The sequence below is a fragment of the Sulfophobococcus zilligii genome, from assembly GCF_055398255.1.
Window position 1 is genome coordinate 1,345,931 of the sequence record NZ_AP042406.1, and the last position, 24,310, is coordinate 1,370,240.

General features: G+C 39.1%; 17 protein-coding genes. 3 read left to right on the forward strand and 14 right to left on the reverse strand.

Annotated features, from left to right (window positions below; genetic code table 11):
- The first annotated feature begins 257 nt into the window (after positions 1-257).
- Positions 258-986 (forward strand): serine/threonine protein kinase, encoded by a 729-nt coding sequence (locus ACZ5YP_RS07605; RefSeq protein WP_464835141.1) that lies wholly within the window; start codon positions 258-260, stop codon positions 984-986.
- A 110-nt stretch (positions 987-1,096) separates the two neighbouring features.
- Positions 1,097-1,675 (forward strand): YfcE family phosphodiesterase, encoded by a 579-nt coding sequence (locus tag ACZ5YP_RS07610; RefSeq protein ID WP_464835142.1) that lies wholly within the window; start codon positions 1,097-1,099, stop codon positions 1,673-1,675.
- Positions 1,676-1,677: 2 nt separating this feature from the next.
- Here ACZ5YP_RS07610 and ACZ5YP_RS07615 read toward each other — a convergent pair whose 3' ends face one another.
- The 5 genes from ACZ5YP_RS07615 to ACZ5YP_RS07635 form a co-directional block, all read right to left on the reverse strand.
- On the reverse strand, positions 1,678-2,760 hold the full coding sequence (locus ACZ5YP_RS07615) for an ABC transporter ATP-binding protein (RefSeq protein WP_464835143.1): 1,083 nt from the start codon (positions 2,758-2,760) through the stop codon (positions 1,678-1,680).
- Positions 2,761-2,772: 12 nt separating this feature from the next.
- Positions 2,773-5,016, reverse strand: coding sequence for an ABC transporter permease (locus ACZ5YP_RS07620; RefSeq protein WP_464835144.1), 2,244 nt, complete (start codon positions 5,014-5,016; stop codon positions 2,773-2,775).
- 81 nt (positions 5,017-5,097) lie between these two features.
- Positions 5,098-6,717, reverse strand: a complete 1,620-nt coding sequence (locus ACZ5YP_RS07625; RefSeq protein WP_464835145.1) for an ABC transporter substrate-binding protein — start codon at positions 6,715-6,717, stop codon at positions 5,098-5,100.
- 98 nt (positions 6,718-6,815) lie between these two features.
- Complete coding sequence (locus ACZ5YP_RS07630; RefSeq protein WP_464835146.1) at positions 6,816-8,747, reverse strand: glucodextranase DOMON-like domain-containing protein; 1,932 nt, start codon at positions 8,745-8,747, stop codon at positions 6,816-6,818.
- A 79-nt stretch (positions 8,748-8,826) separates the two neighbouring features.
- Entirely contained in the window at positions 8,827-11,013 is a 2,187-nt protein-coding gene (locus ACZ5YP_RS07635; protein WP_464835147.1) for a metallophosphoesterase family protein, read from the reverse strand.
- A gap of 82 nt (positions 11,014-11,095) precedes the next feature.
- Between ACZ5YP_RS07635 and hjc the strand changes: the two genes are divergently transcribed.
- Positions 11,096-11,551: a Holliday junction resolvase Hjc gene (gene hjc, locus ACZ5YP_RS07640; protein WP_464835148.1), complete on the forward strand. Its 456-nt coding sequence runs from the start codon at positions 11,096-11,098 to the stop codon at positions 11,549-11,551.
- Here hjc and ACZ5YP_RS07645 read toward each other — a convergent pair.
- From ACZ5YP_RS07645 to leuS, 9 genes are all read right to left on the reverse strand, one after another.
- Positions 11,538-13,115: a PINc/VapC family ATPase gene (locus ACZ5YP_RS07645; protein ID WP_464835149.1), complete on the reverse strand. Its 1,578-nt coding sequence runs from the start codon at positions 13,113-13,115 to the stop codon at positions 11,538-11,540. The genes hjc and ACZ5YP_RS07645 overlap by 14 nt on opposite strands.
- 91 nt (positions 13,116-13,206) lie before the next feature.
- On the reverse strand, positions 13,207-14,538 hold the full coding sequence (locus ACZ5YP_RS07650) for a cyclic 2,3-diphosphoglycerate synthase (protein WP_464835150.1): 1,332 nt from the start codon (positions 14,536-14,538) through the stop codon (positions 13,207-13,209).
- 191 nt (positions 14,539-14,729) lie between these two features.
- A complete protein-coding gene (ppsA, locus tag ACZ5YP_RS07655; RefSeq protein ID WP_464835151.1) occupies positions 14,730-17,234 on the reverse strand; it encodes a phosphoenolpyruvate synthase in 2,505 nt (834 codons plus the stop codon).
- Between the two features lie 101 nt (positions 17,235-17,335).
- On the reverse strand, positions 17,336-18,892 hold the full coding sequence (locus ACZ5YP_RS07660; RefSeq protein WP_464835152.1) for an ATP-binding protein: 1,557 nt from the start codon (positions 18,890-18,892) through the stop codon (positions 17,336-17,338).
- Positions 18,893-18,989: 97 nt separating this feature from the next.
- Positions 18,990-19,772, reverse strand: a complete 783-nt coding sequence (locus ACZ5YP_RS07665) for a M20/M25/M40 family metallo-hydrolase (RefSeq protein WP_464835154.1) — start codon at positions 19,770-19,772, stop codon at positions 18,990-18,992.
- A gap of 4 nt (positions 19,773-19,776) precedes the next feature.
- Complete coding sequence (locus ACZ5YP_RS07670) at positions 19,777-20,211, reverse strand: M20/M25/M40 family metallo-hydrolase (protein WP_464835155.1); 435 nt, start codon at positions 20,209-20,211, stop codon at positions 19,777-19,779.
- A gap of 54 nt (positions 20,212-20,265) precedes the next feature.
- A complete protein-coding gene (locus ACZ5YP_RS07675) occupies positions 20,266-20,508 on the reverse strand; it encodes a ferredoxin (RefSeq protein ID WP_464835156.1) in 243 nt (80 codons plus the stop codon).
- Positions 20,509-20,666: 158 nt separating this feature from the next.
- Positions 20,667-21,296 carry a MarC family protein gene (locus tag ACZ5YP_RS07680; RefSeq protein ID WP_464835157.1) on the reverse strand — a complete coding sequence of 210 codons (630 nt, stop codon included), beginning with the start codon at positions 21,294-21,296 and terminating at the stop codon, positions 20,667-20,669.
- A gap of 10 nt (positions 21,297-21,306) precedes the next feature.
- The gene (gene leuS / locus ACZ5YP_RS07685; RefSeq protein WP_464835158.1) at positions 21,307-24,219 is read right to left on the reverse strand and encodes a leucine--tRNA ligase; all 2,913 of its coding nucleotides are present in this window, start codon (positions 24,217-24,219) and stop codon (positions 21,307-21,309) included.
- Between the last annotated feature and the right edge of the window lie 91 nt (positions 24,220-24,310).

Consider the following 24,310-nt stretch of genomic DNA (forward strand, 5'->3'; position numbering starts at 1 on the left):
CTGGGATAATGAACAGGTTTTATACAAAAACTAATGAAAATTTATTTGAAACATATATATTTTTTACAAAATACAAAAAGATCTTAGGTAAAAATATCAACATGACATTTTAAAACCACTCAGAGTATATAGTAAAATGAAGGCCTTTGCAACGCCCCCTAGAACGGGGGAGAATGAGCAAAGGCTCTCTCCTGGGCCATTCCTACTATTACAGTATAATAACTATTGAGGGATTGTAGTGTAAGGGAGGAGAATACATGGGTATAAGTGGATTTATTGGTCTTCTCGACTATTTATCCAAACAGTCAAAGATAATTGAATTAAATAACTCAAAATACGTTGTAAAATCATATGCCTCCGAACACGGAATACTTAAATGGTATTTAGTAGCACTGGGTAATATACCAATTCAAAAATTTCCATTTGTACACGACCCAGTTAAAAGAATGGAGAGAGAAGTATCTTTTATGAGGAGAGCAGACTGCTTTAGTAAACCAGAAATATATATTGTAGACTATAAAGAAGTTAAAATAGTGCGGAGTTTTATTAATGGAGTAGTTTATGGATTTAATGCACCATTAAATATACACTCGCTTGTTGCACGAGAACTTGGAGCGTGTCATGAAGCAGGCTGGGTGCTCGGAGATACTAAAATATCGAATTTTATAGTTGGAGATGGAGAGGTTTATATAATTGATGCTGAACAAGCAATAGACAAGTATAATCATGAATTCGCGGCGTGGGATCTCCTTGTGTTGATTTCAACACTGTCTATAGATGGATATATTGAATCTATCACTACAAATAGATATGGCGAAGTAGTAAAAACCATACTATCTAGCTATCTAAATGAATTTAGAGAAGCAGGTGAAGTAATAAAAGCTCTTTCCACAAGCGAATTCAAACTACTAGCATATATACTAATTCCGTTTCCATTGAATATTACATACCATAGAGTTATCAGCGAGTTTAAAAACTCTAAGTAGCGCTATGTCTCCTCAGCGTAATAGTTATAATGGTCTACAAGAATATCCATTATTGGTGATGAATTACCTCCGGCTCGATCAGTGAAGACAACTTACCCGGCTGATCATGTATGATACGTGTTTTACTAATAGGCGACACCCACATACCTGACCGGGCAGAAGCAATACCAAGACCTCTACTAGAATACATTGAGAATTTAAAACCATGGGATATAGTTGGATTTACAGGTGATTTAACCAGCGAGGAGATATTAGAGTGGACTAGGTCTCTCGGTAGACAAGTATATGTTGTTAGAGGCAACATGGATTATCTACCACTACCTAAACACAGTATATTCAATATAGGAGACATTGTATTTGGAATTACACATGGCGATGGAGTCTATCCACGAGGAGATATTGTTAAGCTATCTCGACAAGCCCAGGAACTAGGAGTACAGGTATTCATGACGGGGCATACACACAGAGACTTTGTTAAAATAGGAACAGGTGGAAAAACACTATTATTAAACCCAGGCTCTCTAACCGGTGTATGGGGTGGGGGCGGTGGTTCCTACACTCCATCTCTCATAGAACTAGAAGTTGAAGAATACAAAATACTAGTAAAAACAATAAGACTAGAGAGAGGAGAATTAAAAACTACTATAAACCATGCAGAGCTACACGAGTATACATGGATTTTAAAATAGATTTATTCTTCGAGAGGTAATACTACAGTATTCCTCCATGGAATTGTTATTTCGAGTGTAGACCCTATAGTTACATCTAGATAGCTTGGAATATAGACTAGTAGTTTTATACCACCTATTTTAACACGGGCTTCAATTTTCTCGCCAGTAAACATTGCGAATTCTAATTCTCCCTTGAGAACAGCATCTCCCTCCTGTGCATTTTCTCTTCCGAGTTTTACTATTTCGGGTCTAATTACTACTGCTACTTTCTCTGGTAGTTTTTCGAGTGGTGTAACGCCTTTTAATACTATATTAGCATCTTCGAGTTCTACTACTACTTCTTTTCCACGTTGTTCTACTAGTCTACCTGGATATATACTGCTCCGTCCTAGAAAGTCGGCTACAAAGAGGGATTTGGGGTATAAGTATAGTTCTCTCGGGGTGCCTATCTGTACTACTCTGCCTTTATTCATAACAGCTATTCTATCAGACATGCTCATAGCTTCCAATTGATCGTGTGTTACATAAATAGTTGTTATACCAAGAGCTTTTTGAATGCGCTTCAATTCTTCTCTCATTTCAATTCTAAGTTTAGCGTCTAGATTGCTCAAAGGCTCGTCTAGTAGTAGTACTCTTGGTTGTACGACGAGAGCTCTCGCGAGAGCTACTCTCTGTTGTTGTCCGCCACTTAATTGTAGTGGATATCTGTTTTCAAATCCACTTAGTTTGACTAGTTCGAGAGCCCATTGAACCCTCTTTTTAATCTCTTCATCTGTTAATCCAAGTTCTTTCTTTCTTATTTTCAATCCATAAGCTACGTTTTCAAAAACTGTCATGTGTGGCCATAATGCATAGTTTTGAAATACCATTGCTGTATTTCTCTTATATGGTTTTAGAAATGTAACGTCTTCATCGTCAAAGTATACGTGTCCTTTATCGGGTATTTCAAAACCAGCAATTATTCTAAGAGTTGTTGTTTTACCACAACCGCTAGGTCCAAGTAGCGTAAAGAATTCTCCTTTATTTATCTCTAAGTTTACATCGTCTACGGCTACTACGTTTCCATAGTATTTAGATATACCCTCTAGTTTTATCCTAGTCACCGGGTTTCACCTCTAAACACCTATAAATGCATATCTCTGTTTAAAGACAAATACGATAATTACCACTATTACTAGTTGAACAATGATTAACAGTGTACCCATGGCGGCTACAAGGTATGGTCCAATACCGGCTGCACCGGTAATAGCGTCTTTCATGTAGAATGTCAGAGGTGCTTGGTCTTGTCTAATACCACCAAAAGTCACGCTTGTTGAAACCTCTGTTGCCATATAGATAAATCCTAGTAGTGCACCACTCAAGACATAGCCTATAATGAATGGAAGTATAACACCAAACACTACTTTGTAGCGTGATGCACCAAGGTTCATTGCTGATTCTTCGAGTGCTTCGTGGACTTGTTGGAACCCGGCAAATACAGATCTCACAACGTAGGGTAGTCTTCTCACACTAAAAGCTATAATGAATACAATCCATGCCTCGAAAGCTGTGCTAACAGGGCTTATAATTGACGCTATACTACTTGGTAGTAGTTCTGATAATCCAATAAAGAAGTAGAAGTATCCAAGAGCCATAACGAGTCCTGGAATTGCGAGTGGTGATGTTGCTAGAGCATCTAGTATCGCTGGAATTCTCTTAATCTTTAATCTACTAACACTATATCCAACAGAAATAGCGAGGAAAACTGCAATAACTATTGATACGCCTGCGTATAGAATAGTGTTTACAATATATCTAGATATCAATGGATCTACTAGCAAAGTCTCTATGTATTGAAGTGGATTAGAAGGTATAGTAAATACGAGGTTAAATCCGCTCTTATATGGGCTAAACACGCCGAGAGCCATTAATATAACTAGTGTTTGTGGTAGCATGGCAAATACTACGAGGGGGAATACTCCTAGATAAATTGCTAATAGACCAAGCAGTCCAGGTCTTCTGGTTCTAGGCTTCCACCTTCCACCTCTACTAATCATAGCGTATGATCGCATACTTACATAGTTTCTAATAGCTAGGAAAGCTGTTAGAGATAGTATTAAGAGAACTACTCCGAGAGCGGCTGTAGTTGGAGAGATCATTCCTCTGGGGTTTTGTAGATTACTATAGATCTCATAGCTTATCAATCTCTTCTCATTGAATACTATGGGTGCTCCAAGGTCTTCAAGACTAAATACAAAGACTAGTGTAGAGCCGGCAATAATACCTGGAAGTGCAAGTGGAAAGGTTACAGTTCTAAATAATCTAAACCCTTTAGCTCCTAGGTTTTCAGCTTGTTCTTCTGTTGATGGATCAACATTGAGGAAGGCCGTATAGGCATTTAAATAGACTATGGGGAAGAAAGTAAAGATCTGGGCTACAGCTACACCAATTAAACCTTCAACAGCAAGGTAGCACCCAGTTAACCAGTGAAAGACGTGGGAGATTGGACCGGCCTCGCTCCAAATCAATTTAACGACATATGCATTAATAAATGGAGTGTTAAATAATGGTATAAGACCCATTATCCTCAGCAGGGTATGCCCTGGAAAAGTATATCTAGCTAGTACATATGCAACAATAATACCAAGAAGAGTAGCTACTATTGTAACAATTGATGCAATAATTAAACTATTCAATACAGGACCATAACTCACGCCAACAGCTCTTATGATACATGTACCATCGGGCAGTCTAACTACTTGAACGGGGTCTTTAACCAGTGGATTGAAATTAACGTATTTTTCAGTTCTCAAAACAGTCTTGAAATTAGTTAGCCAATCACCACCAACCGGTGGTGTAAAAGCTTCTTTTAATACAAGCATTATGGGTGTCAACATAAATAGTATTAAATATCCAAACGCGAAAATCATGAAAAACCACATAGTACCATCTAATTGGTAGAATGTCGCACGTAGACGCCTCCATAGAGGAAGAGCATGTTTTGCTTCTCTTTGAAAACGAATTCTAGCTTTTCTACTCTCAATTATTGAGCCGAAAACGTAGACTCCTAGATAAGGAGTTATAAATACTGAGATTGCAAAAAGTAAACCTGTTGCACCTGTTAAGAGTATTATTAGATCATATAGAAAGACAGCCACGACGAGAAATGTAAGTGAGAAACTATACTTTATTCTATAGTAGTCAAAACCCCACTTCAACAAGAAATAACCCGTTAGAAACGAGATAAATAGAATGAAATATGCAAGTATTAATGCTTCAGACTCAGCTAGAAACGTAAATCCAATTAGTGAAATAACTGCGAGTATAGTACTAATTAATATCATTTTCAACATATTGGCTGTAAAACCGGTTTTCTCCATGAAACTACCCCTTATACGTATTCTTCCTTGTCACGGCTAAAGTAAAGGTAATAGGAAAGGAGGTAAAAATATTTAGATTATTTATTTCCTCCTTGTAAAAACAAATAATACTCCAATTACAATAACCACTAATACTACCAATCCTATGAGTAGTGGTGAAAATCCACTAGGTGCCTCGGTGGTTTGAGTAGTGGTTTCTTGTGGTGTTGACGTAGTTGCAGTAAGCATTTGTTGTAGTAATTGTCGTACGTATTGATAGCGTTCTCTTGCACCATTTATCCACGAGTTCTTTAAGGGGTCTGCTATTGATTTATTCGACATGTATTTTCCAATAGTCACAGCGTATTCGAGAGTGAATGAAACCCGGTTTCCTGTTAGTGGATCAGTGAAGGTTAATGGTTTAGCTAGCTCTCTAGTTAAATATTCAAATTGTTCACGGGTAATCTTTCCATCAAGGTAGGCTTTTGCTATTTCAGCCCAAGTGTATTGTAAATCATCATGGACGTCTACGAGTGTTGCTTTAAAGTAGTTGATTACAGCGTCAATCCATAGAGCAGACAATGTCTCATTAAACAATATACCACGTGTTTCAAGGATTTTATTAAATGCTTGTTTCAAATCTGGCCTTTTTTGTCCTTCTGGTGTATTAAATGTATATGGGTTTATTGGAATTCTATTGATTCCTTTGTCTAGCCATATTTGTTGTCCTCCAAACTCGCTTAAAACCCATGCTACAAATGCAGCCGCATGAACTGGGTGCTTTGTAGTTGTTAGAATAGCTATTGGGTCTGCATTGACTATTGTCTCTCCTTCGGGAGCAATGTATTCACAGTTGGGGTTGACGTTCATTGCCATATATCCATAGAAGTCTATTGTAGTTGCAATAGCTACATCTCCACGTATTGCAGCATCACGTGCATCACCACTACCAGAGTATATTATTGCATTAGCGGCTAGAAGTGTAAGTATTCTCCAACCCTCTTCCCAGCCCTTTGCTTGTAGAATTATTTCGAATATTCTGGCATTTGAAGTACTCATAGTTGGATCAGCTGTTGCTATGAGTGGAGTTCCAGGTAGGTATCTAGCGTATTCAGGGCTTGACAAATCCTCCCATTTCACTGGTTTTGGAACTCCATATCTGTTTAATACGTCGTGGTTAACCGTGAATCCAAAACTACTTATACTCGCTCCAATCCACCTGATATTGCCCTCGGAGTCTTTCTTGTATGTTTCACTACCAGCTATCTGTTCGGGTATTTTACTTAGCTCGTACATTATTGCGTAGTGTTCTGGATTCCTGGCTGGGTTAATGGGCATTAAATAGCCGAGATCGTCGATGTAGTTAAATAGTGTTGGACCACCACCCCACGCTACATCTATTGAAGTTCCTCTTTGTTTTGCTTTTTCGAGGTAGTCGGGCCATGACTCTGCTGCTACATATAGAAATCTAATGTTAGTTATGCCCAGCTTTTTGGCTACTTCGCTCTGGAGAAACATTGTTCTAGTCAAGCTCTGAATTGATGCTTCATGCCTCGTTAATATGACTAACTCGACATTTCTCTCACTAGTAAGACTGGCAAGATAATCCAGCCACGGATACTTCTCACTACTTGGTGTGCTCCAGGGGTATTCAGCGAGCACTATAGTGTTGGATATAATTAAGAAGGCTAGTATTAATAATACAATGATTTTTCTCGCCATGTTTTCAACACCCGTAGAGAGAAATATACAAAATGCATTAATAATTTTTAGAAATAGAAGAGAAAGACGATGAAAAAAATATTGAAAGATGAGAAAAACTATTTCTTCTTTATAATATAGCCTATAATGAATCCAATTATAATTGCTATTACGCCGACAATACCAGTTGTTGTCATATCTGGCTGTGTCACTGTTTCAGTCTTGGTTTCTGTGGTTGTCTCTACTACTGTCTGTACTTGTGTAATTGTTGGAGTTGTAATAGGTGTAGTTGTTGGTGGAGATGTTATTAATCCAGTCTTGGATAGTGCGTATACAGTAGCTAGCTTCTTTGTTGTTGCATCATAGCTCTTCAACATATTGTATTGGTCTTGTTTTGTTGGTGCTAATAGATCTACAATTGTTGGGTGTACACCGGCCATTGCTGCGAGTGGGTCTGCACCGCCAAAACTCCATTCTTGTGGGTCGCCTGGCACGACACCTCTGACTTTGTAGCTTCCATAGCCATCATAGCTTGCAACTGCTACTACAAATGCCCAGTTTTCAATATTCTCGACATCTAGTAGTAGAGACTTGGATATCTTTACTTCAATAGCGTTTTCTTCTGGAATAGCATATACGTCGAATAAATCACCTTCTTTAGCTAGTAGTTCACCCATTGCATTATATATTGCTGATACCTCTCCATCTGGCCATGGTGTGTCTCCCCAGCCGGGAACACCAACTATCAAGTAGTGCCATCCTGGATAGATTTCAACGTTTAAGCCTGGAGCTGTTGTATTGGGTGTTGCTCGCATTGTAGTATATACGTAGACTTGTAGGTGTTGTAGACAGAACCCGTTGGGTCCACCCCGTGGGTTGTCGCCGAGGTTCTTGAAGTAAGCCTTGAAGTAAACGTTGACTTCGTCAGTGTATACTTCGAATTTAAGTAGGTCGAATACGCCGGGTTGGAATACAGCATTAGTTGGATATTTGAGTTCACCAGTACCGTTGTCATCTCCTTCTGGATCACTAAAGCTCAACACTAGAGTTCTAGGCAGTGGAGGCGGTGCTGGCGGTGTAGTGATTATTTTTATCCACCATTTTACTAGGTTTGTTACGAATTTTGGTCCGTCTAGTTCTACTCCGTAGTATGTTGATGCCCAGGCTGGCTCATAGTCGCCGTATAGTGATTCACCGGCAACGGTTATTACTACATTATAGTCTTTCCAGTATTCTGCAGCATATGCTATGAAGTCCCAGTCGCCTGTTCCCTGTCCATAATCGAGTGGATCATAGAGATATGGACTTGGTGGAGTATTGTCGGCTATGTAGGATTTATGATACCATGCTATCCTTATTAAACCAGGGAAGGTCTCTCTTACTGGATCACGATACTTGCCGGTTTCATCTATCCAGATTACCACTGTGGGGCCATGCATTAATATAGGCTTTGTTATACCTTCATCTAATATACTAGTGTATAATTCTGGTATATTGTCCGGTTCTACAAAGGCTAGCATTCTATAGTATGCAGCGGCAACAGTTGGGTATTCTACACCCTTGTACGTATATGTTTTGTTTCGATCACTATATACTGCACCGTGTTCTAATCTGAGTTTTGCACCTATGTACTCGAGGAGTGTGTTTACTGCATCAATACTTGCTGGTCCACCACCATAATCGCTGTCACCAGCTACATATAACGCCTTGTTACCAGTCTTCAACCAGTTGAGAATAGCCTCCATTTCCTCTGGTGTAAAGGATGTAGTGGGTTGGCCGATCAATAATATGTCAACGTTTGAGAGGAGCTGGCTTGTTATTGTTTCTCCACTTTGTATTTTAATCCAGTTGATAGTATACGTCTTTCCATCAATCGATACCTGTGTAATATTACCTATAATGTAGTCCAGGTACTTGTCTCTCTCGCCGTGGGCTAGGTCAACAGCTATTGTAATAGTAGTTGACTCTGCTTTTACAGGGTGTATTATAGCTGAGAATATGGGTATTACGAATAGGGCTAGTACTAGTATTATATATAGTTTAGACTTCACTCAGGGACACCCCTTACAATAAAAATAATAACGAACTAGAACTTAAAAAGATTGTGATTTATACTATAATAACTCTGATTTATCTATGTTTTATAAAAGCGTATAGTCCCACTGCTATAACTACTAGAATTACTGCAATAGCCATTATGAGGGTGTTAAATTCTCCTTTTTGTTCTGTTGTCATCGGAGTTGTTGTCGTTGACTGCTCGCTCGTAGTAGTTGTACTGGCTGGTGTAGTAGTGTTTTGGGGGGTTGTTATAGTCGTAGTTGTTGGAGTATATGTTGTAGTTGTAGTTGGACTTGTTGTTGTCGTAGTGGTTTCTAGTATTGTAGTAATTGTAGTAGTTGAAGGTGTCTCTACTAGCTCTATTACGGGTTCTTCACTCGGTGATGCACCACTGGGGTAGAATACTACTAGGTATTTCTTTGTAATTGATTTACCCGTGTTATCGACGGCTTCAATAGTTAATAGCGTTGTCGTTTTCTCGCTTGCTTTCATTGTTAATTTCAATGTGTAAATCACTCTATTCAAATCACTAGTTATAGTTGCTGGAGTGAAAACAGATGCATCGATGGCTGAACCATTATATGTAAACTTCACGTTGAGTGGATCTATTCCGCTTACATCGTCGCTGATATCTACATATAATGTAAAGGTTTTGTTTAGATATGGAGTGCCCTTATAGGATAGTTTTACTTCTGGTGGTTTCTCGTCTTTGAATAAGCTTATTAATAGTTCTATTCTACTATTGACTGCTACATATACTGAAATCTCGGTGTAACTCCATTTTCCATCATAGTATACACTATTTACATCTATAGATGAATTACCATGTGTTTTCTTCTCGATGAAGCTACCTAGGTTTATAGTACCTGGAAGTGCAAGTGTCGTTGTAAACTCTGATGGTAGCCATTCAGCTCTATTGGATATGGTGAGGTAGTATGTTGTGTTTGTTTTTATCAATTTACTCTGGTATAGAGAAACAGGTATTGTGTTATATGCTATTTTTCCTGTATTGTTCTTGAAGCCTATAAAAGTAGATGGTTTTACTGGGAATGATAACTCGCCGGTTTTTGTGTTTAACTCGAATACTAGTATTCCTTGATACATTGCTGTACCGTGAGCAGTTGTTGTTATAGTGATAAAGTACGTTGTTGTATTTGTTCTGGTACTAGTGTATTTAACGAATTGATCTCTGTGAATGTGGCCAGATAAAACAATTGTGACATTGTAGTCTTCTACGAGTTTTAACACGTATCTAAAAGCAGTCATATTACCGCTCCAATAACCACTTACAGGTGTATCAGGGGTTTCTTGTGTATATGGTTTTAAAACTTCTTCATCATCATATCTCGTTGCTAGTTCTCCTTGATAATAGAACATTGGGTAGTGTGTTACTATTATCTTGTATGGTATATGCGAGTAGTTGGATAATGCTTCTTCAAGGAATACTATTTCATCCCATGTTATAACTTCTGATTCCGAGCGGTATGGAACAGTGTAGACTCCAATAACTAGTAGTTTATCACCTATTACTCTAACCCACCTAGTAGGTCCAATGTACCTAGTGTAGCTTTTAGCTGGGTAGTCATGGTTTCCTGGTACACTTAAAACGGGATAGTTATACAGGAATAGATATCTATATACCTGGGCTATTCTAGCTGTTGTTTCATCGTCTATTTCTTGTATATCTCCACTCCATAGAATTAAATCTGGTTTTAATGCATTGGCTAGCATGAATGCTGATACTCTATTGACGTCTCCCTCATAGACCGAGCGTGGCCCAGTACCAAAGTGCAGGTCTGACATAGCAAGTATTCTAATAGTTTCAGGTAGTTCTCCTAGAACCCATATAGATCTCGGCACAACGAGTTTGCCGCTACCACCTGTTTCTAGTACGAGGTCGTATAAACCTGGTTTAGTATTGGTCGTAGTACATATTTCTATAGTGGAGTCTCCTAGTTTCCTGATTTGTAGTGGGTGAGTTTCAATTCCTGCTTGTCTACTCTCATATTTATAGATAGATGCATTGATTACATTAGTGTTTTCTACTAGTTCAACTACTCCACACCCACCTGGATACAGTACCAAGGGAGCTCCGGGGCCAATGTTTCTAGTTGGTAGAGTGACTGCAAAGTCTTTATATGCTGGAATAATTGATGCATCGCTAGCCTGTATGTTGAGTATTTGTATTGATGGATAGATTACAGTAATAGTTACAAATATGAAAACCAATATTGTTAAAAGTGTCTGTTTACCACTCATTTTTTTAACACCTTCTTGACAAGGATTATAGGTTATTGTGAAATAAATACTTATAGATAGGAAGTAGAAAGGGTATACATCTGTGTCTAATAGAAGACGTGGTTTTGCACACGAGAGAGACTTGGTATTGAAGTTCTGGTCCCATGGATTTGCTGTTATGAGAGCTCCAGCTAGTGGTAGTAAAGCTAAGAGAGTGCTATATCCAGATATTGTAGCGATATACAAGGGTAGAGTTATCGCTGTAGAAGTAAAAACTGTGAGAGAACCTAGAAGTATATATATTGATGGCGATCAATACGAGAAACTAGTCGAGTTTTCAAAGAGAGCTGGTGGTGAAGCCTATATAGCTGTTAAAATTATCGGTAGTGGTGAATGGATTTTTATACCCATAGATAAACTCGTAAAAACAGAGAGTGGAAAGTATAAATTAAATATAGAGTTGCTAAATACGGGTTTGAAACTAGAAGGACTTGTCTCATTAGTTAAAGGTGTAAGAAAACTAACTGAGTTTACCAGTAGAGATATTACTCCTCCTTAAACACTATTCTAAACTGTGCACCTTCTTTTTCACAGAGTTTTTTAACTCTCGATAATTTACGTCTATATTTCTTTAATTGCTCTTTATTTAATTCTACAACGACACCGTCTTCATTGGTTTTAACGTTTACATCGGGCATTATTGATTTAATTCTCTCTACTAGTTCATACCATTTACCTCCTTTTTCTCGTAGTTTTTTAACCGGCACTACTACTGTCTGCTCGCCAAATGTATATATCTCATATTCGAGTTCACCTGTCAAGAAATCTCTTACTTCAATTACTGGTCTTGACAATTCTGCTTCGCGTAGACCGGTTGGTAGTTTCACAGTCATTTTTAACTCGTATACTTTTTCTACATTGCCGTTTTTAATGAATATTACTGTATCGACTATTGATGGTATCATTCCAAGTTCTACTCTTCCAATAAATCTTTGAATAGCGTCTATAGGGGATGTAGCGTGAACTACGCCTATCATTCCTATTCCAGCCAGCCTTAGATCAGAGTATAATTTGAAGTCTTCATCGGTTCTCATTTCATCGAATACTGTGTAGTCTGGTCTCGACAGTAATAGTATGTCGTGGAGTTCTCCTATTGAAGAATAGTGTTTACTATATTGTGTTATCTCGTCTGGGAGGATCATGTCTCTCGGAGACTCTATAGTCTTTACTATTTTACCCATTTTCATATAGTACTCGGCAAGTGCTTGTGCAAATGTTGTTTTACCCATGCCGGGTGCTCCGGCTATGAGTATGCCCTCTGCTCTTTCATGTAGTCTCTTGATGAGTTCTGGTGGTAGATTGTAGTCTTCTAGGCGTAGTCTTTTAACTGGTTTGACAATTGTAATTTCCCATCCGTCACTTAGAGGCGGTCTTACAATAACTATTCTATATTGTCCTAATTGAACAATTGTAGATCCCATTCTATCTATTTCTATAAAAGCATCTGTTCTCCTCTTTGCTTCTTCAATAATTTCACTTGCTACTCTCTCAACATATTCTCTTGTTAATCTCTCCTCAGATAGTTTTACATAGCGCCAGTTACCCGGTCTACCCTTTTTTGCTACTGGATAGGAACCCTCTTTTAAGTGTAGACTCATTGTTTCAGAGTCGAAGAACTCTTCAAATAGTAGTTTGCCTTCTTTTTTCTTGCCAACGTATATGGTCTGTATTCCCAGAGATCTGCATATATCGTAGATCACCGGGTCGCCGGTTAATACCACGCCTCCAACACTCATTGCGAGTTCTCTAATACTACTATCTACTTCGTTGATCATGACTTCTTCTGGTTCATCTCCTCTAATTCTAAGTCTCTCGCCAGAGTATTCAAGTGTAATAACTCCTTTTTCATGTAGTTCACCAAGCTTCTTTAATTCTTTGAGTCCAGCGTAAGCTATTCCTCTACCGCGTAGTGCAAATAGCTCTAGTAGTTGTATTATTGCTCTGTGTACAATAATTCTACCTGTTAAACCCTCGCTTTCAATAAATCTACTCACAGCTCCTTCAATAATCGCGGAGAAGTCTGGAATATATGTTGATTCACCAGCTATTTTAAATCCATACATTTTGATCTATACCCTAGATTGTAAATAACAAATTAATCTCTTATATTTAGAGTTAATTAGGTCTTGTTTTAGAGGTTTAATGGGAAAAAGATTAGAAGAGTTTGTATTTTGATTTCTCGAGGAACATATCAATGTATTCTCTTATTGTTGGGCCTTCTAGTACTTTTAATCTATATGTAACTCTCGCTACTGGTTTATCTATTTTAATTAACCTAGTGATATCTGATGGTGTTCCAAGCAGGACAGCGTCTACTGGAGCTCTCTTTATTGTTTCTTCCAGTTCTCTTAGTTGTTCTGGTGTATAACCTGTACTTGGTAGTACTGGGCCCATGTGTGGGTATTCTGCATAGATCTTCTTGAAGAACTCGGTGGCAAATGGTCTTGGATCAATTATTTCTGCACCATACTTCTTTGCTGCAACATAACCTGCTGCATATGGAAGACCACCATGTGTTACTGTTGGAGAGTCTTCTATTACTAGTACGCGCTTGCCGGAAATGATTTCTGGTCTATCTACTTCTACCTCGCTTGCGGCTACTGTGATGTGGGCTTTTGGATTTCTCTCTCTGATGTTCTTTTTGATTATTTCTATTGCTTCTGGTTTGGCTTGGTCTGCTTTATTAATTATTACTGCGTCAGCCATTCTGAGGTTTATTTCGCCCGGGTATGCGTTGATCTCTATGCCTGGTCTCATGGCGTCGGCTACTACTATGGAGAAGTCTGGTCTATAGAAAGACCAGTCGTTGTTTCCACCATCCCATAGTATCACGTTGTTTTCTTTTTCTAGTATTTGGAGTAGTCTGCCATAGTCTACTCCTGCATACACGTAGAACCCCATTTTCAAGTATTGCTCGTATTCTTCGCGTTCTTCTATAGTACACTCGTATTTATCTAGGTCTTCCATGGAGTGGAATACTTCAACAGCTGCTTTTTCCAGGTCTCCATATGGCATGGGATGTCTCACGATGCCTACACGGTAGCCTCTATTCTTTAATTCAATTGCTACTTCGCGTGAAACAGTGCTTTTACCAGCACCTGTTTTCACACCTAGTACAGCAATCACTGGTTTAGATGATTCTAGAGTTGTCTCTGCTGGGCCGAGGAGTTTAAATGTCATTCCAGCCGCCATTACTCTAGATATTACGTGGCCGAGTTCTTCATATGTTAGGTCGCTGTAGGATAATACAGCCTCTTCTACGCCGTATTTTCTAGCTACTTCTTCAAGCATATCTATTCCAATAATGGGTATTCCATCAGGATATAGAGGGCCGGCTAGAGATGGCGGGTATCTTCTACCAGCTGTTCCAGGTATTTGTGTCTGTAGAAATGCTACTACTCTGTATTCTGGGTTGTTTCGAAAAACCAGGTTGAAGTTGTGGTAGTCTCTTCCACTTGCACCTATAATAACTATTTTTCTCGGCATGAAAATAACACCCTGTATGTATATGTATATACAGGCTTTATAATTATATATTTTCCATAATCAGAGAGACAACTGCTATAATCTACTTCAATGGAAAAGGAAACATGAGAGTTTATTCTTTGTCGGGATTAGAAGTGAAGAATTAGATTAGTTGTGAAAAGAAAAATAAATGGTTTATTTCTGGAGAGGGGCTAGAGGTTTTCTAGTTTTTCAAGTATTTTCTCTAGTCTCTCCAACATGATCTTTCTTTCAACAGAGGCTACTAGCCTCCTTGTTGCTATTACAGCGTCTGGGTTGACGCTTATGCTGTCAATGCCTTCTCTTACTAAGAACTCTACGATTTCTGGGTATACGCTTGGTGCTTGTCCACAGATACTGACTGTCTTACCCTTCTTGTGAGCTCCTCTAATTATCATTCTAATTGCTTTTAGTACTGCTGGGTCTCTCTCGTCGAAGTATCCCATTTCTGCTAGGATATTGCTGTCTCTGTCTGCACCTAGAACTAGCTGGGTTAGGTCGTTGCTTCCAATGCTAAATCCGTCAACGAGCTCTGCGAATTCCTCTGCGAGTAGTGCAACGCTTGGTACTTCAGCCATAATCCATACTTTGAAGTCTTTGCTTCTCTTTAATCCCTCTTCCTCCATTATTCTAAGTACTTCTTTGACCTCCCAGAGTGTTCTAACGAATGGTAGCATTACCCATACATTGGTTAATCCATATTCTTCTCTTACTTTTCTAATTGCTCTTACTTCTAGTCTAAATCCTGGTGCGTATCCTGGGTGGATGTATCTGGATACACCTCTCCATCCAATCATTGGGTTGCGCTCGTCTGGCTCGTATTTCTCGCCGCCTTTTAGTCCTCTATACTCGTTGGTCTTGAAGTCGCTGAATCTAACTACTACTGGTCTTGGATATATTGCCTGGGCTACTTTTGCAATACCCTCTGCTAGTTTGTTGACGAATAGTTCTTGTTGACCGGTTTCAATTAGGTACATCGGGTGGTATTGTACCCAGTCAGTGATAATGAATTCTATTCTCATTAATCCAATACCGTCGAATGGTAGGTCTTTGTATTTCTCAATGGCGTCTGGTTCGCCTAGGTTCATGTATATCTTTGTCGAGGTAACTGGGTATAGTGGTAGTAGTTGTTCTGGGCTAATGCCAACAGCAGCTACTACACCAGTTGCTGGTGCAGCGGCCTCTGCTTTGGGTTTAACTAGGTCTTCAACGATGCCCTCGTATACTATTCCTCTGCTGGCGTCTACTGTTACCTCCATACCGGTCTGAATGACTTTAGTTGCATTGCCTGTTCCAACAATACATGGAGTACCAAGCTCTCTACTAACAATTGCAGCGTGGCTTGTCATTCCACCTTCATCTGTTATAATCGCGGCTGCTTTCTTCATTAATGGTACCCAGTCTGGATCAGTCATTTTTGTTACTAAGATGTCTCCCTCTTTGAACTCCATGGCTTCTGGGCTCTTGGGGTCAAATATTACTCTTGCTACACCGGCAGCTACACCTGGACTTGCTGGTAGACCTCTAACGAGGACTTTTGCCTCTGATAGCTTTACAATCTTCTTACCAGTTACTTTTACAGCTTCTGGTTTAGCGGCTTCTTTGGCCTTCTTAGCACTCCATACTGTTTCTGGCCTTGCCTGTACAATAAAGACGTTTTGTGGGAATGGTATGTCTAGGTCTATTGCCCACTCAATGTCCATGTGTTTACCATAGTGTTTATAGATCAACTCTGCGAGTTCGGCTAGTCTCCTTACCTCTTCTTCACTCATTGCTGGAATATCTGGCCTAGCGATTTTGACTAGTGGAGCTGTTGGCTCAACTCCCTCTTCAGCTACCCAAGTACCTTTTTCATCGTCCCATTTCAAGTGTAGGTTCTTTCCATAGGCTGGGTCAAAGGTTATCATAAATGTCTTTTTGTTTATAACCTTCTCAATAATTCTATAAGTACCTCTCTCTACAACGTAGTGGTCTGGATTAACTTTTCCACCAACTACTGATTCTCCTAGTCCCCAACTACCCTCTATGACAATAACGTTTTCATCTCCGGTGACTGGGTGTAGAGTGAACATTACACCAGCTGATTTGCTGTTAACCATTTTCTGTACTGTTACACTCATTAGTGTTCTCTCGTGTGGAATCCCCTGTTTAGCCCTATAAAATGTTGCTCTAGCTGTGAATAGACTTGCCCAGCACCTTTTTACATGCTCTACTACTTTCTCGGGTGTATATACGTTTAGATAGGTGTCTTGTTGTCCAGCGAAGCTTGCTTCTGGTAGGTCTTCTGCTGTTGCACTGCTTCTAACTGCTACTCTTAGTGTTTGTGGATCCATGTTTAATCTCTTGGCTAGCTCTATATAGTAAGTTTTAATTTCGTTTTCTACTTCTGGCGGCATTGGCTCGTTGAGAATCATTTCTCTAATCTTCTTTGTAGTTTCTTCTAGTTCCTTGGTGTTATCTACATCTAGTTTTCTCAGCATTTCATATATTTTTGGTCCAAGCCCGGTTTTCTCGAGGAAGTATTTGAATGCATAGGCTGTTACAGCAAATCCTGGTGGTACTGGTATTCCAGCTGCTAGCATTTCTCCGAGGTTTGCGTTTTTACCTCCAACTAGGGGTACATCTTCTTTTCTCAGTTCTTCTAGCCAAATACAAAACCTGGTTTCCTTACTACTCAAGGTTTGAATCACCTATTCCGAGAAACTGGATAATCGTGAGGGCTTATAAATTTGTTTATATAATGGTAAATAAGAGATATATTATTTATCCCACTTGTCTCCTACTTCCTGCCTTCTCTACCACTACTATGTCTACGTCTAGATAAATAGTGTCTTTCTAGTGCTGCTTTCATACTAGCATAGTAGTACCATGCACTTCTCTTTATAGACATTGCCTTCTCGCTGTGTAGAATACTTGTCAGTACACTGGGTTTCTTTACATAGTTCTTTACTCCTTCATCATCAAATTCTACTAGTGTTGCTAATACAATACTGTGAGTTGTTATTGTATCCACTATTCTCTTAGCAATACTGTTGTCTACTTCTGCGAGCTTGCTAATTGTGTAGTTAGCACTCTGGAATACTGGGTGTTCAATAAGGTATTTCAAGTATATGTGGTTTGTTACTAGGCCCTCAATAGTCAGTTCTGTTAGAGCTCTATTTAACCTTGAAATAGCTGTTTTTCTCTCTGTACCCCACGCTATTATTCTAGTTATCAAATCACGGTTTTCTATTTGAATGCCCTTTGAGAGTTCAGAATCTACTCTTATACCCGCCCCGCCGGGTTCAATGTAGTTTGTTATTATACCAGTTGTTTTCTCATTGGTTAATGGGTTTTCAGCATATATGTTTACACCTATTGCATGCCCGTCGAGGATTAACTCTTCTTGTTTTACTCCGTGGGCACCGTATAGTGATACCTCTAATTGTTTTTTAACGAGGTCTCTTCTAATAATAAACTCTGTAACAGCGTGTTCTGGTGTCAATCCAGGGTTTACTTCTATAAAGAATACTTGTTTAGTTTCTGGATTGTAAATAAACTCTATTGTAGCTAGGTTCTCCAGTCTGATACTCCTCGCAATTGTTAAAGCCATTTCAATTATTTTCATTCTCGTCTCTTGATCTAGTGATGGTGACGGCGCTTCAACAATTAATCTACGGAAGTTTCTTCCAATAAAACACTCTCTATCATACAAGTGTATAATGTTTTCTCTATCTCCGAGAACTTGAACCTCGATGTGTTTACTGTTTTCTATAAATGGCTCGACGTAGAGCCTTGGATCTCTAAATGTCTTTTCAGCTATAGAACGAGATGATTTAATTATTGACTCGACTTCGCTCTCACTCCGTATAATTCTAACACCAATACCCCATTTTCCAGCACTTGGTTTTATAATCAATGGATAACCATGTTCACGGGCGAACTCTAATACATCATTAGGTGATTTAACTTCTCTCCATGGAGGTGTGGGTATACCTAGTTTTTCAGCATAGGTTTTAGCTACTATTTTATCTCTTGTAATAGTGTAGACGCTTGGTGGAGGAGCAATAAATGCTATGTTTTTCCTCTTCATTAAACTAGCATATTCGTTTTCCATTGCTAGTATTCCATAACCAGGATGAACGGCGTCAGCGCCTAGTTCCTGGGTAGCATATATTATTTCATTTATATCTTCATAACTCGATATTTCAATGTCGTCAACCATAAATCTCCTGTGGAGGGCTTCTTTATCGCTAGGAGTGTAGACTCCAATGGGGATTAATCCATTGTCTTTAATCGTTCTTGCTATTCTAATAGCTATTTCTCCACCGGTTGCTATAAGCACCTTTATAGTCATTTCATACACCGATAGTAGATACTACGCTAGTGTAAAGCACTCTATAATACCATAAATCCTATACTCTAATAAAAATAAATGTGTAGAATAGAGGTGGCTAAACAGCGTCTTCTCGCAGTATTTCTACGAGTTTAATGTATACTTCAATAGCTCTATATAAATCATCTAGCTCTATGAACTCGTTTGCTTGATGGGCTACTCCAATAGCTCCTGGACCATAGGCTACTGCTTCTATTCCCTTCTCCGAGTAGTATTTTAAATCTAATCCACCAGTGCATATTACGGCTTCTGGTTCTATTCCTATAGTGGTACCAGTTGCTTTCCTAATTGCACTAATTATTTTTGAGTTTTCGGGTGTATAAGCAGGGTTTGACGAATCCAGTATTTCTAAGTCTGCTTGAATACCTGTTTCACTAGTAATCCTACTAGCTAGCTGTCTTATTTCTTCTATTACATCTTCAACTCTTTCTTCAACAATCAACCTCCTATCTATACTGAAACCCGAGAAACCCGGAACAATGTTTACTGCCCCCGGAGAAACTAGTAGTCCGCCTGGATTAATTGTTGGTTTTGAAGCGCGTGGATCTTCGTATTTAAGAATACTCTTCTTGTTTTCAAGTATTGCACGGTATTCATCGATGAATTTCTTGGCGTATACAATCATTTTCTCGAATGCGTTTTCTCCAAGCCATGGTGCTGATCCGTGAGCTTGTCTGCCACGAACATTAATTAAAAACCAGACATTCCCTCTGTGACCATTATATATTCTTCCAAGACCTGATGGTTCTGCTATAACCACCCAGTTTGGTCTACTACCAAGCTCTCTTACTAAATAACCCGTCCCGGTTACACCGCCGATTTCCTCGTCTGGAACAAGCACTCCTTCAACTATTATATCTGGTTCTCTCTCTGCATAGTAGATCAGAGCTGCTCAGAAACGCCGCTATACCTCCCTTCATATCTGTAGCTCCTCTACCATATAGTTTATTATCAATGATCCTGGGAGTGAAGGGGTCGCTAGACCAGCCACTACCCGGTGGTACAACATCGTAGTGTCCATTAAACTGTAGTACTTTGTCTCCATATCCAACTCTCGCGATCAATATATATCTCGGTTTACTTGGATTGTATTCTTTTGGCAAGTGTTTTTCAACGTATTCATTTGGCACTCTATGTATTGTTACGTGAACTCCATACTGTGATAATACGTCTCTATAGTAATCAATTATTTCCTCGTACTGCTCTCCCAGAACGGTTTTATACTTAATGCTTTCAGAGAGGATTTTAAGAGAGATATTTCTTAGTTCACTTATATCCAAATGGATACACCATGTAAAAATAGGAGACGAGAAAAATATAAAAAACTAGTGAGTCTACTCTACTTTCTCTACGTGGATTATTTGGACGGGGCAGGCATTGGCGGCGTCTTGTACACAGGATAGTAGGTCTTCTCCTACTATTCCAACAGCTATGTTTCCGCCCTCACGGTACTTGGGGGTTATTTGGCTTTTGTTGTCGTCTGGGTTCATTTCAAAGACGTCTGGACATATTGATACACAGACCATGTCGCTTATGCAGTTTTCTCTTGGTTCTATTTTAACTCTGTATTTGGCCATTTGTATTCACCGAGATTAGTAATGAGAGGGGTGGTTTTTAACTCTTGTATGTAATCAGATATGCGGGGCGTCATCACACCCGTTTAAAGGGTCTTTCCCTAGGTTCTTCATCACTATAAAAACAATTTCTATTCGAGTTTATTATAGTTCTATAATAGCTATTTACTCGTTAATGGTAGAAATAGTTCAATATAGTATGTTCTTATACCATAAACAATCATTTCAACGGCTACTCCAGCAATAATCAATGCCATAAATCTACCCAGTGCTCTCACAGTTGACATTTTCAATATTCTAACTAATACCCTGCTGAGTCTCAATATCCAGAAGGAGATTAGACAAGCTACAATAGCAGCTATTAACACAAGAGCTTGATTTACTATATCGCCTGGTTTAGATGAAACGAGTAGTAGTATTGTAGTCATTGTACCAGGACCTATTATTAGAGGAGTAGCTATTGGTACAACGGCAATGTCTCCTGGATGTACTTTTTTAGTTCTAACTTCTTCACCCAACATATCTAGAGCTATTGTCAATAGAATTATTCCACCACCTACTCTTAGACCGGCTATTGAGATATTAAAAGCTTCTAGTATATACCGGCCGAGAGTGGCAAATAATACTACAATAAATAATCCTGCAAAAGTAGCTTTTTTAACTATTGACTCTATTTCTCTATCTTTTAACCCCTCTGTGAGAGCTATAAAAGTAGGTATTACTGAAAAGGGGTTCATAATAGCTAGTAACTGGGTGAAGTACGCTATAAATACATATACTAATTCGATCAATTCAACCACCTTATTCAATGTAGAGTGCTGGCTTTAAAGGCAGTGCTCTCTCAGCTTTTGGAATACCCTTGTTTCTCGCTTCATCTTCCCATAGAACAATTACTTCTTGAATACCGGGTATTTTACTCTTAATGTAGTTTGATAGCGCAGTGTATACTTCGCGTTCGCGTCTACTTGTAGTCTTTGCAATTCTCAGTAATACCTCGCGATCCACCCTCTTGTATGTATTGTATGCTTCAGCAATCTCGGCCTCTCTCCCTCTCAGACCGTAGGTTGAACGCATATGTTCAATAATGGTTTTTAATGATGTGTTTTCAATTGCCATTTTAGCTATTTCTCTCTTCCATTCTGGAGCAATAATTACGTATACTTTGAAGGATTCTTTTCTAATTAGGCCTGCTAGTTCTTTAATATCCTCTATTGTTGATTCAACCGAGTCTACTAGTATAATTATTTCTTCGTCTATTGTTGGAGGTGTTGGCCATTTAGAAGTGGATAGTAGATCTGTATATCCGAGCCACGTGTTTATTTCTTCTGTTATATGTGGAATTACAGGGTTTAACACTGTTATCCAGTCTTTCAGTATTTTCCTCACTCCACATACGTATTCGTCTCCCATCATGTCGCGGTATTTATCTATTAGTGATAATGCGTCGAAGAAGACTGTTTGCACGTATTCTCTGATTTCTAGTTTCTCCATGTGGTTTGTTGCCTTAGCTATTAATCCATAGAATTTATTGATAAACCAGTCTGTGTAAACGTTTTCTCCGAGCCTACACTCGGTGGTAGAAGCTGATTTAGCTATATTTACGAATTTCACGAGGCTACTAACGACTTTATCTACTTCTGCTTCTCTCCAATCAAGTACGCTGTCTAGGCTTGCAGCCCAGGATATGTATAGTCTAAACAAGTCGGCTGAGTACAGTGTTACAATGTGTCTTAGTGGAATTACATTGCCTTTACTCTTAGACATTTTTGCTCCTTCTCTAATAACGGTTTCATTTAGTGAGATTGTTTTCGGCGCGTATTTCTCTCCAAATATAGCGATGTGGTGGAGTATGTAGAATGATAAGTGGTTGGATATGTGTGGTACACCAGTGTGTCTATGGTCTACTGGATACCAATATGTAAACTCTTTTCTCATTTCTTTTAGGAGTTCTACGGGTATACCGCTCTTCTTGGATACTTCTTCGGGTGACTCTTTGCCTAGAAATACATAGTCGAATACATCGGGTATTAGTGATTCTGGTGGAATACTGTGTTCTCTAATTAAGTGTGCAATAGTGTAGAATGCCATGTATATTGTAGAGTCGCTCAGGCTTTCAATAATCCACTCTGGATCCCATGGAAGCCTTGTACCAATACCTCTCTTTCTAGCACAGGGCCTCTTGTCGAGCCAGTCGATGGTGTCTAGAAAGGCCTTTTTATACTTCGACGGTATAATCTTTATTTCATCGTTTTCAAGCATTTTCCTAGTCTTCTCTTTGAGCCATTCTAGATTATAGTTTATAAACCACTGGCCCTTAATCTTGGCAACGATGATTTCGCCGCCTCCTCTACACTTAGCCTTCCTGTTTAACTCATAGAATGGTATTGCCTTGCCCTCTCTATAGAGGTATTCTCTAACCTTTTCCCTAGCCTCTCTAACACTTAAACCCTTGAATTCAGGGTGGTCGATGATTAATACTCCATTGTAGAATTGTTCTTTGTAAACCTCTCTTGTCACATCTTCTAATCTTGGATCGCTTTGACTAGTTATACCCGCGTTTTTAACAGCTATTTCAGCGTGGTGGCCTGTAACACCGGGGACATCGATTATTTTTCTTGGTTCTATTCTAGCAACGAGTTCTGGGTTTAAACCATACTCTCCTAGTAGTTCAGGTCTACTCTTGATTTCCATGAGTGCTACATAGTCGTATGGAGCATCACTGGGTTCTGAGTAGACTACTCCAGTAGCGTTTTCAACGTCTACAAACCACGCGGGGAGTACTAACACCTTGTCTCCAAATGGTGATACTACTTCTTCCCCAATGATTTCTCTACCCTTAACCCTGGCGAGAACACTGAATTCTTCTTCTGGATACTGGTGTTGTAGTTTAATAAAGGCCTTTTCGCTAACTAGTATTTTCTCGTTATTCCACTCGAATAGAACATAGTCTCCTTCGGGGTGAACCCAGACATTTGTAACTCCAAACAGCGTTTCTGGTCTAAGAGTAGCCGCGAGGAGTGTCCACCCCCTACTAGGCATTGTAAACTTTACAGCTGTATACTCCATTATCTCTACTGGGTTTACATCGGCGTCTTGAATATCGTCTTCGCCTTCTGGTTGCTTGTGGAGGAGACAGTATGTGACAATGTGGTCTCCCTGTGTTATAAGGCCTTTTTCTTGGAGTTTATAGTACTGCCATGTCACGAATTTATTGTATGGTGGCTCGCCAGTATGGAACTTCCTCCTCCAATCTATACTATATCCCAGTTCTTCGAAGTCGCTTTGTATTCTACTAGCAAAGAATTCTGCTAGATTTAATGGGTCTTTAAATGATTCGAGTATTTTTTCTACTTCTTTTCTGTCTTCCACGTAGAGTGATATATAAGACCTGTAGAGGTCTACTGTTTTAGGGTCTCCTCTTGAAATCATCTCGGAGTAAGCAATAATGGGGGTTCCAGTAATGTGGAAAGCCATGGGGTATAATACATTGAATCCACGTAGCCTCTTATATCTGGCTATAATGTCTCCAATAGTATATGTTCTACCGTGCCCGATGTGTAGAGGGCCGTTTGCATAGGGGTAGGGTACTGTAATAAAGAATTTAGGTGTGTCTTCTCTTGGATTAGCTTCAAACACCTTTTTCTCTCTCCAAACCTCTTGCCACTTCTTCTCTATACTTCGAAGCCATTCTAGAAACTCTTGTTTTCGCTGCATGGACTCACCAATAACTACAATTCACTGAATTAATGATACATACTTAAAAGTATTTGTATTTTAACCAGTCTTATAATACGTTCACGTGTAT

Coding starts and splice junctions, on each gene's coding strand:
- ACZ5YP_RS07605 (WP_464835141.1), top strand. CDS start 258: ATGGGTATAAGTGGATTTATTGGTCTTCTCGACTATTTATCCAAACAG.
- ACZ5YP_RS07610 (WP_464835142.1), top strand. CDS start 1,097: ATGATACGTGTTTTACTAATAGGCGACACCCACATACCTGACCGGGCA.
- ACZ5YP_RS07620 (WP_464835144.1), bottom strand. CDS start 5,016: ATGGAGAAAACCGGTTTTACAGCCAATATGTTGAAAATGATATTAATT.
- ACZ5YP_RS07625 (WP_464835145.1), bottom strand. CDS start 6,717: ATGGCGAGAAAAATCATTGTATTATTAATACTAGCCTTCTTAATTATA.
- ACZ5YP_RS07635 (WP_464835147.1), bottom strand. CDS start 11,013: ATGAGTGGTAAACAGACACTTTTAACAATATTGGTTTTCATATTTGTA.
- ACZ5YP_RS07645 (WP_464835149.1), bottom strand. CDS start 13,115: ATGTATGGATTTAAAATAGCTGGTGAATCAACATATATTCCAGACTTC.
- ACZ5YP_RS07650 (WP_464835150.1), bottom strand. CDS start 14,538: ATGCCGAGAAAAATAGTTATTATAGGTGCAAGTGGAAGAGACTACCAC.
- ACZ5YP_RS07660 (WP_464835152.1), bottom strand. CDS start 18,892: ATGACTATAAAGGTGCTTATAGCAACCGGTGGAGAAATAGCTATTAGA.
- ACZ5YP_RS07675 (WP_464835156.1), bottom strand. CDS start 20,508: ATGGCCAAATACAGAGTTAAAATAGAACCAAGAGAAAACTGCATAAGC.
- leuS (WP_464835158.1), bottom strand. CDS start 24,219: ATGCAGCGAAAACAAGAGTTTCTAGAATGGCTTCGAAGTATAGAGAAG.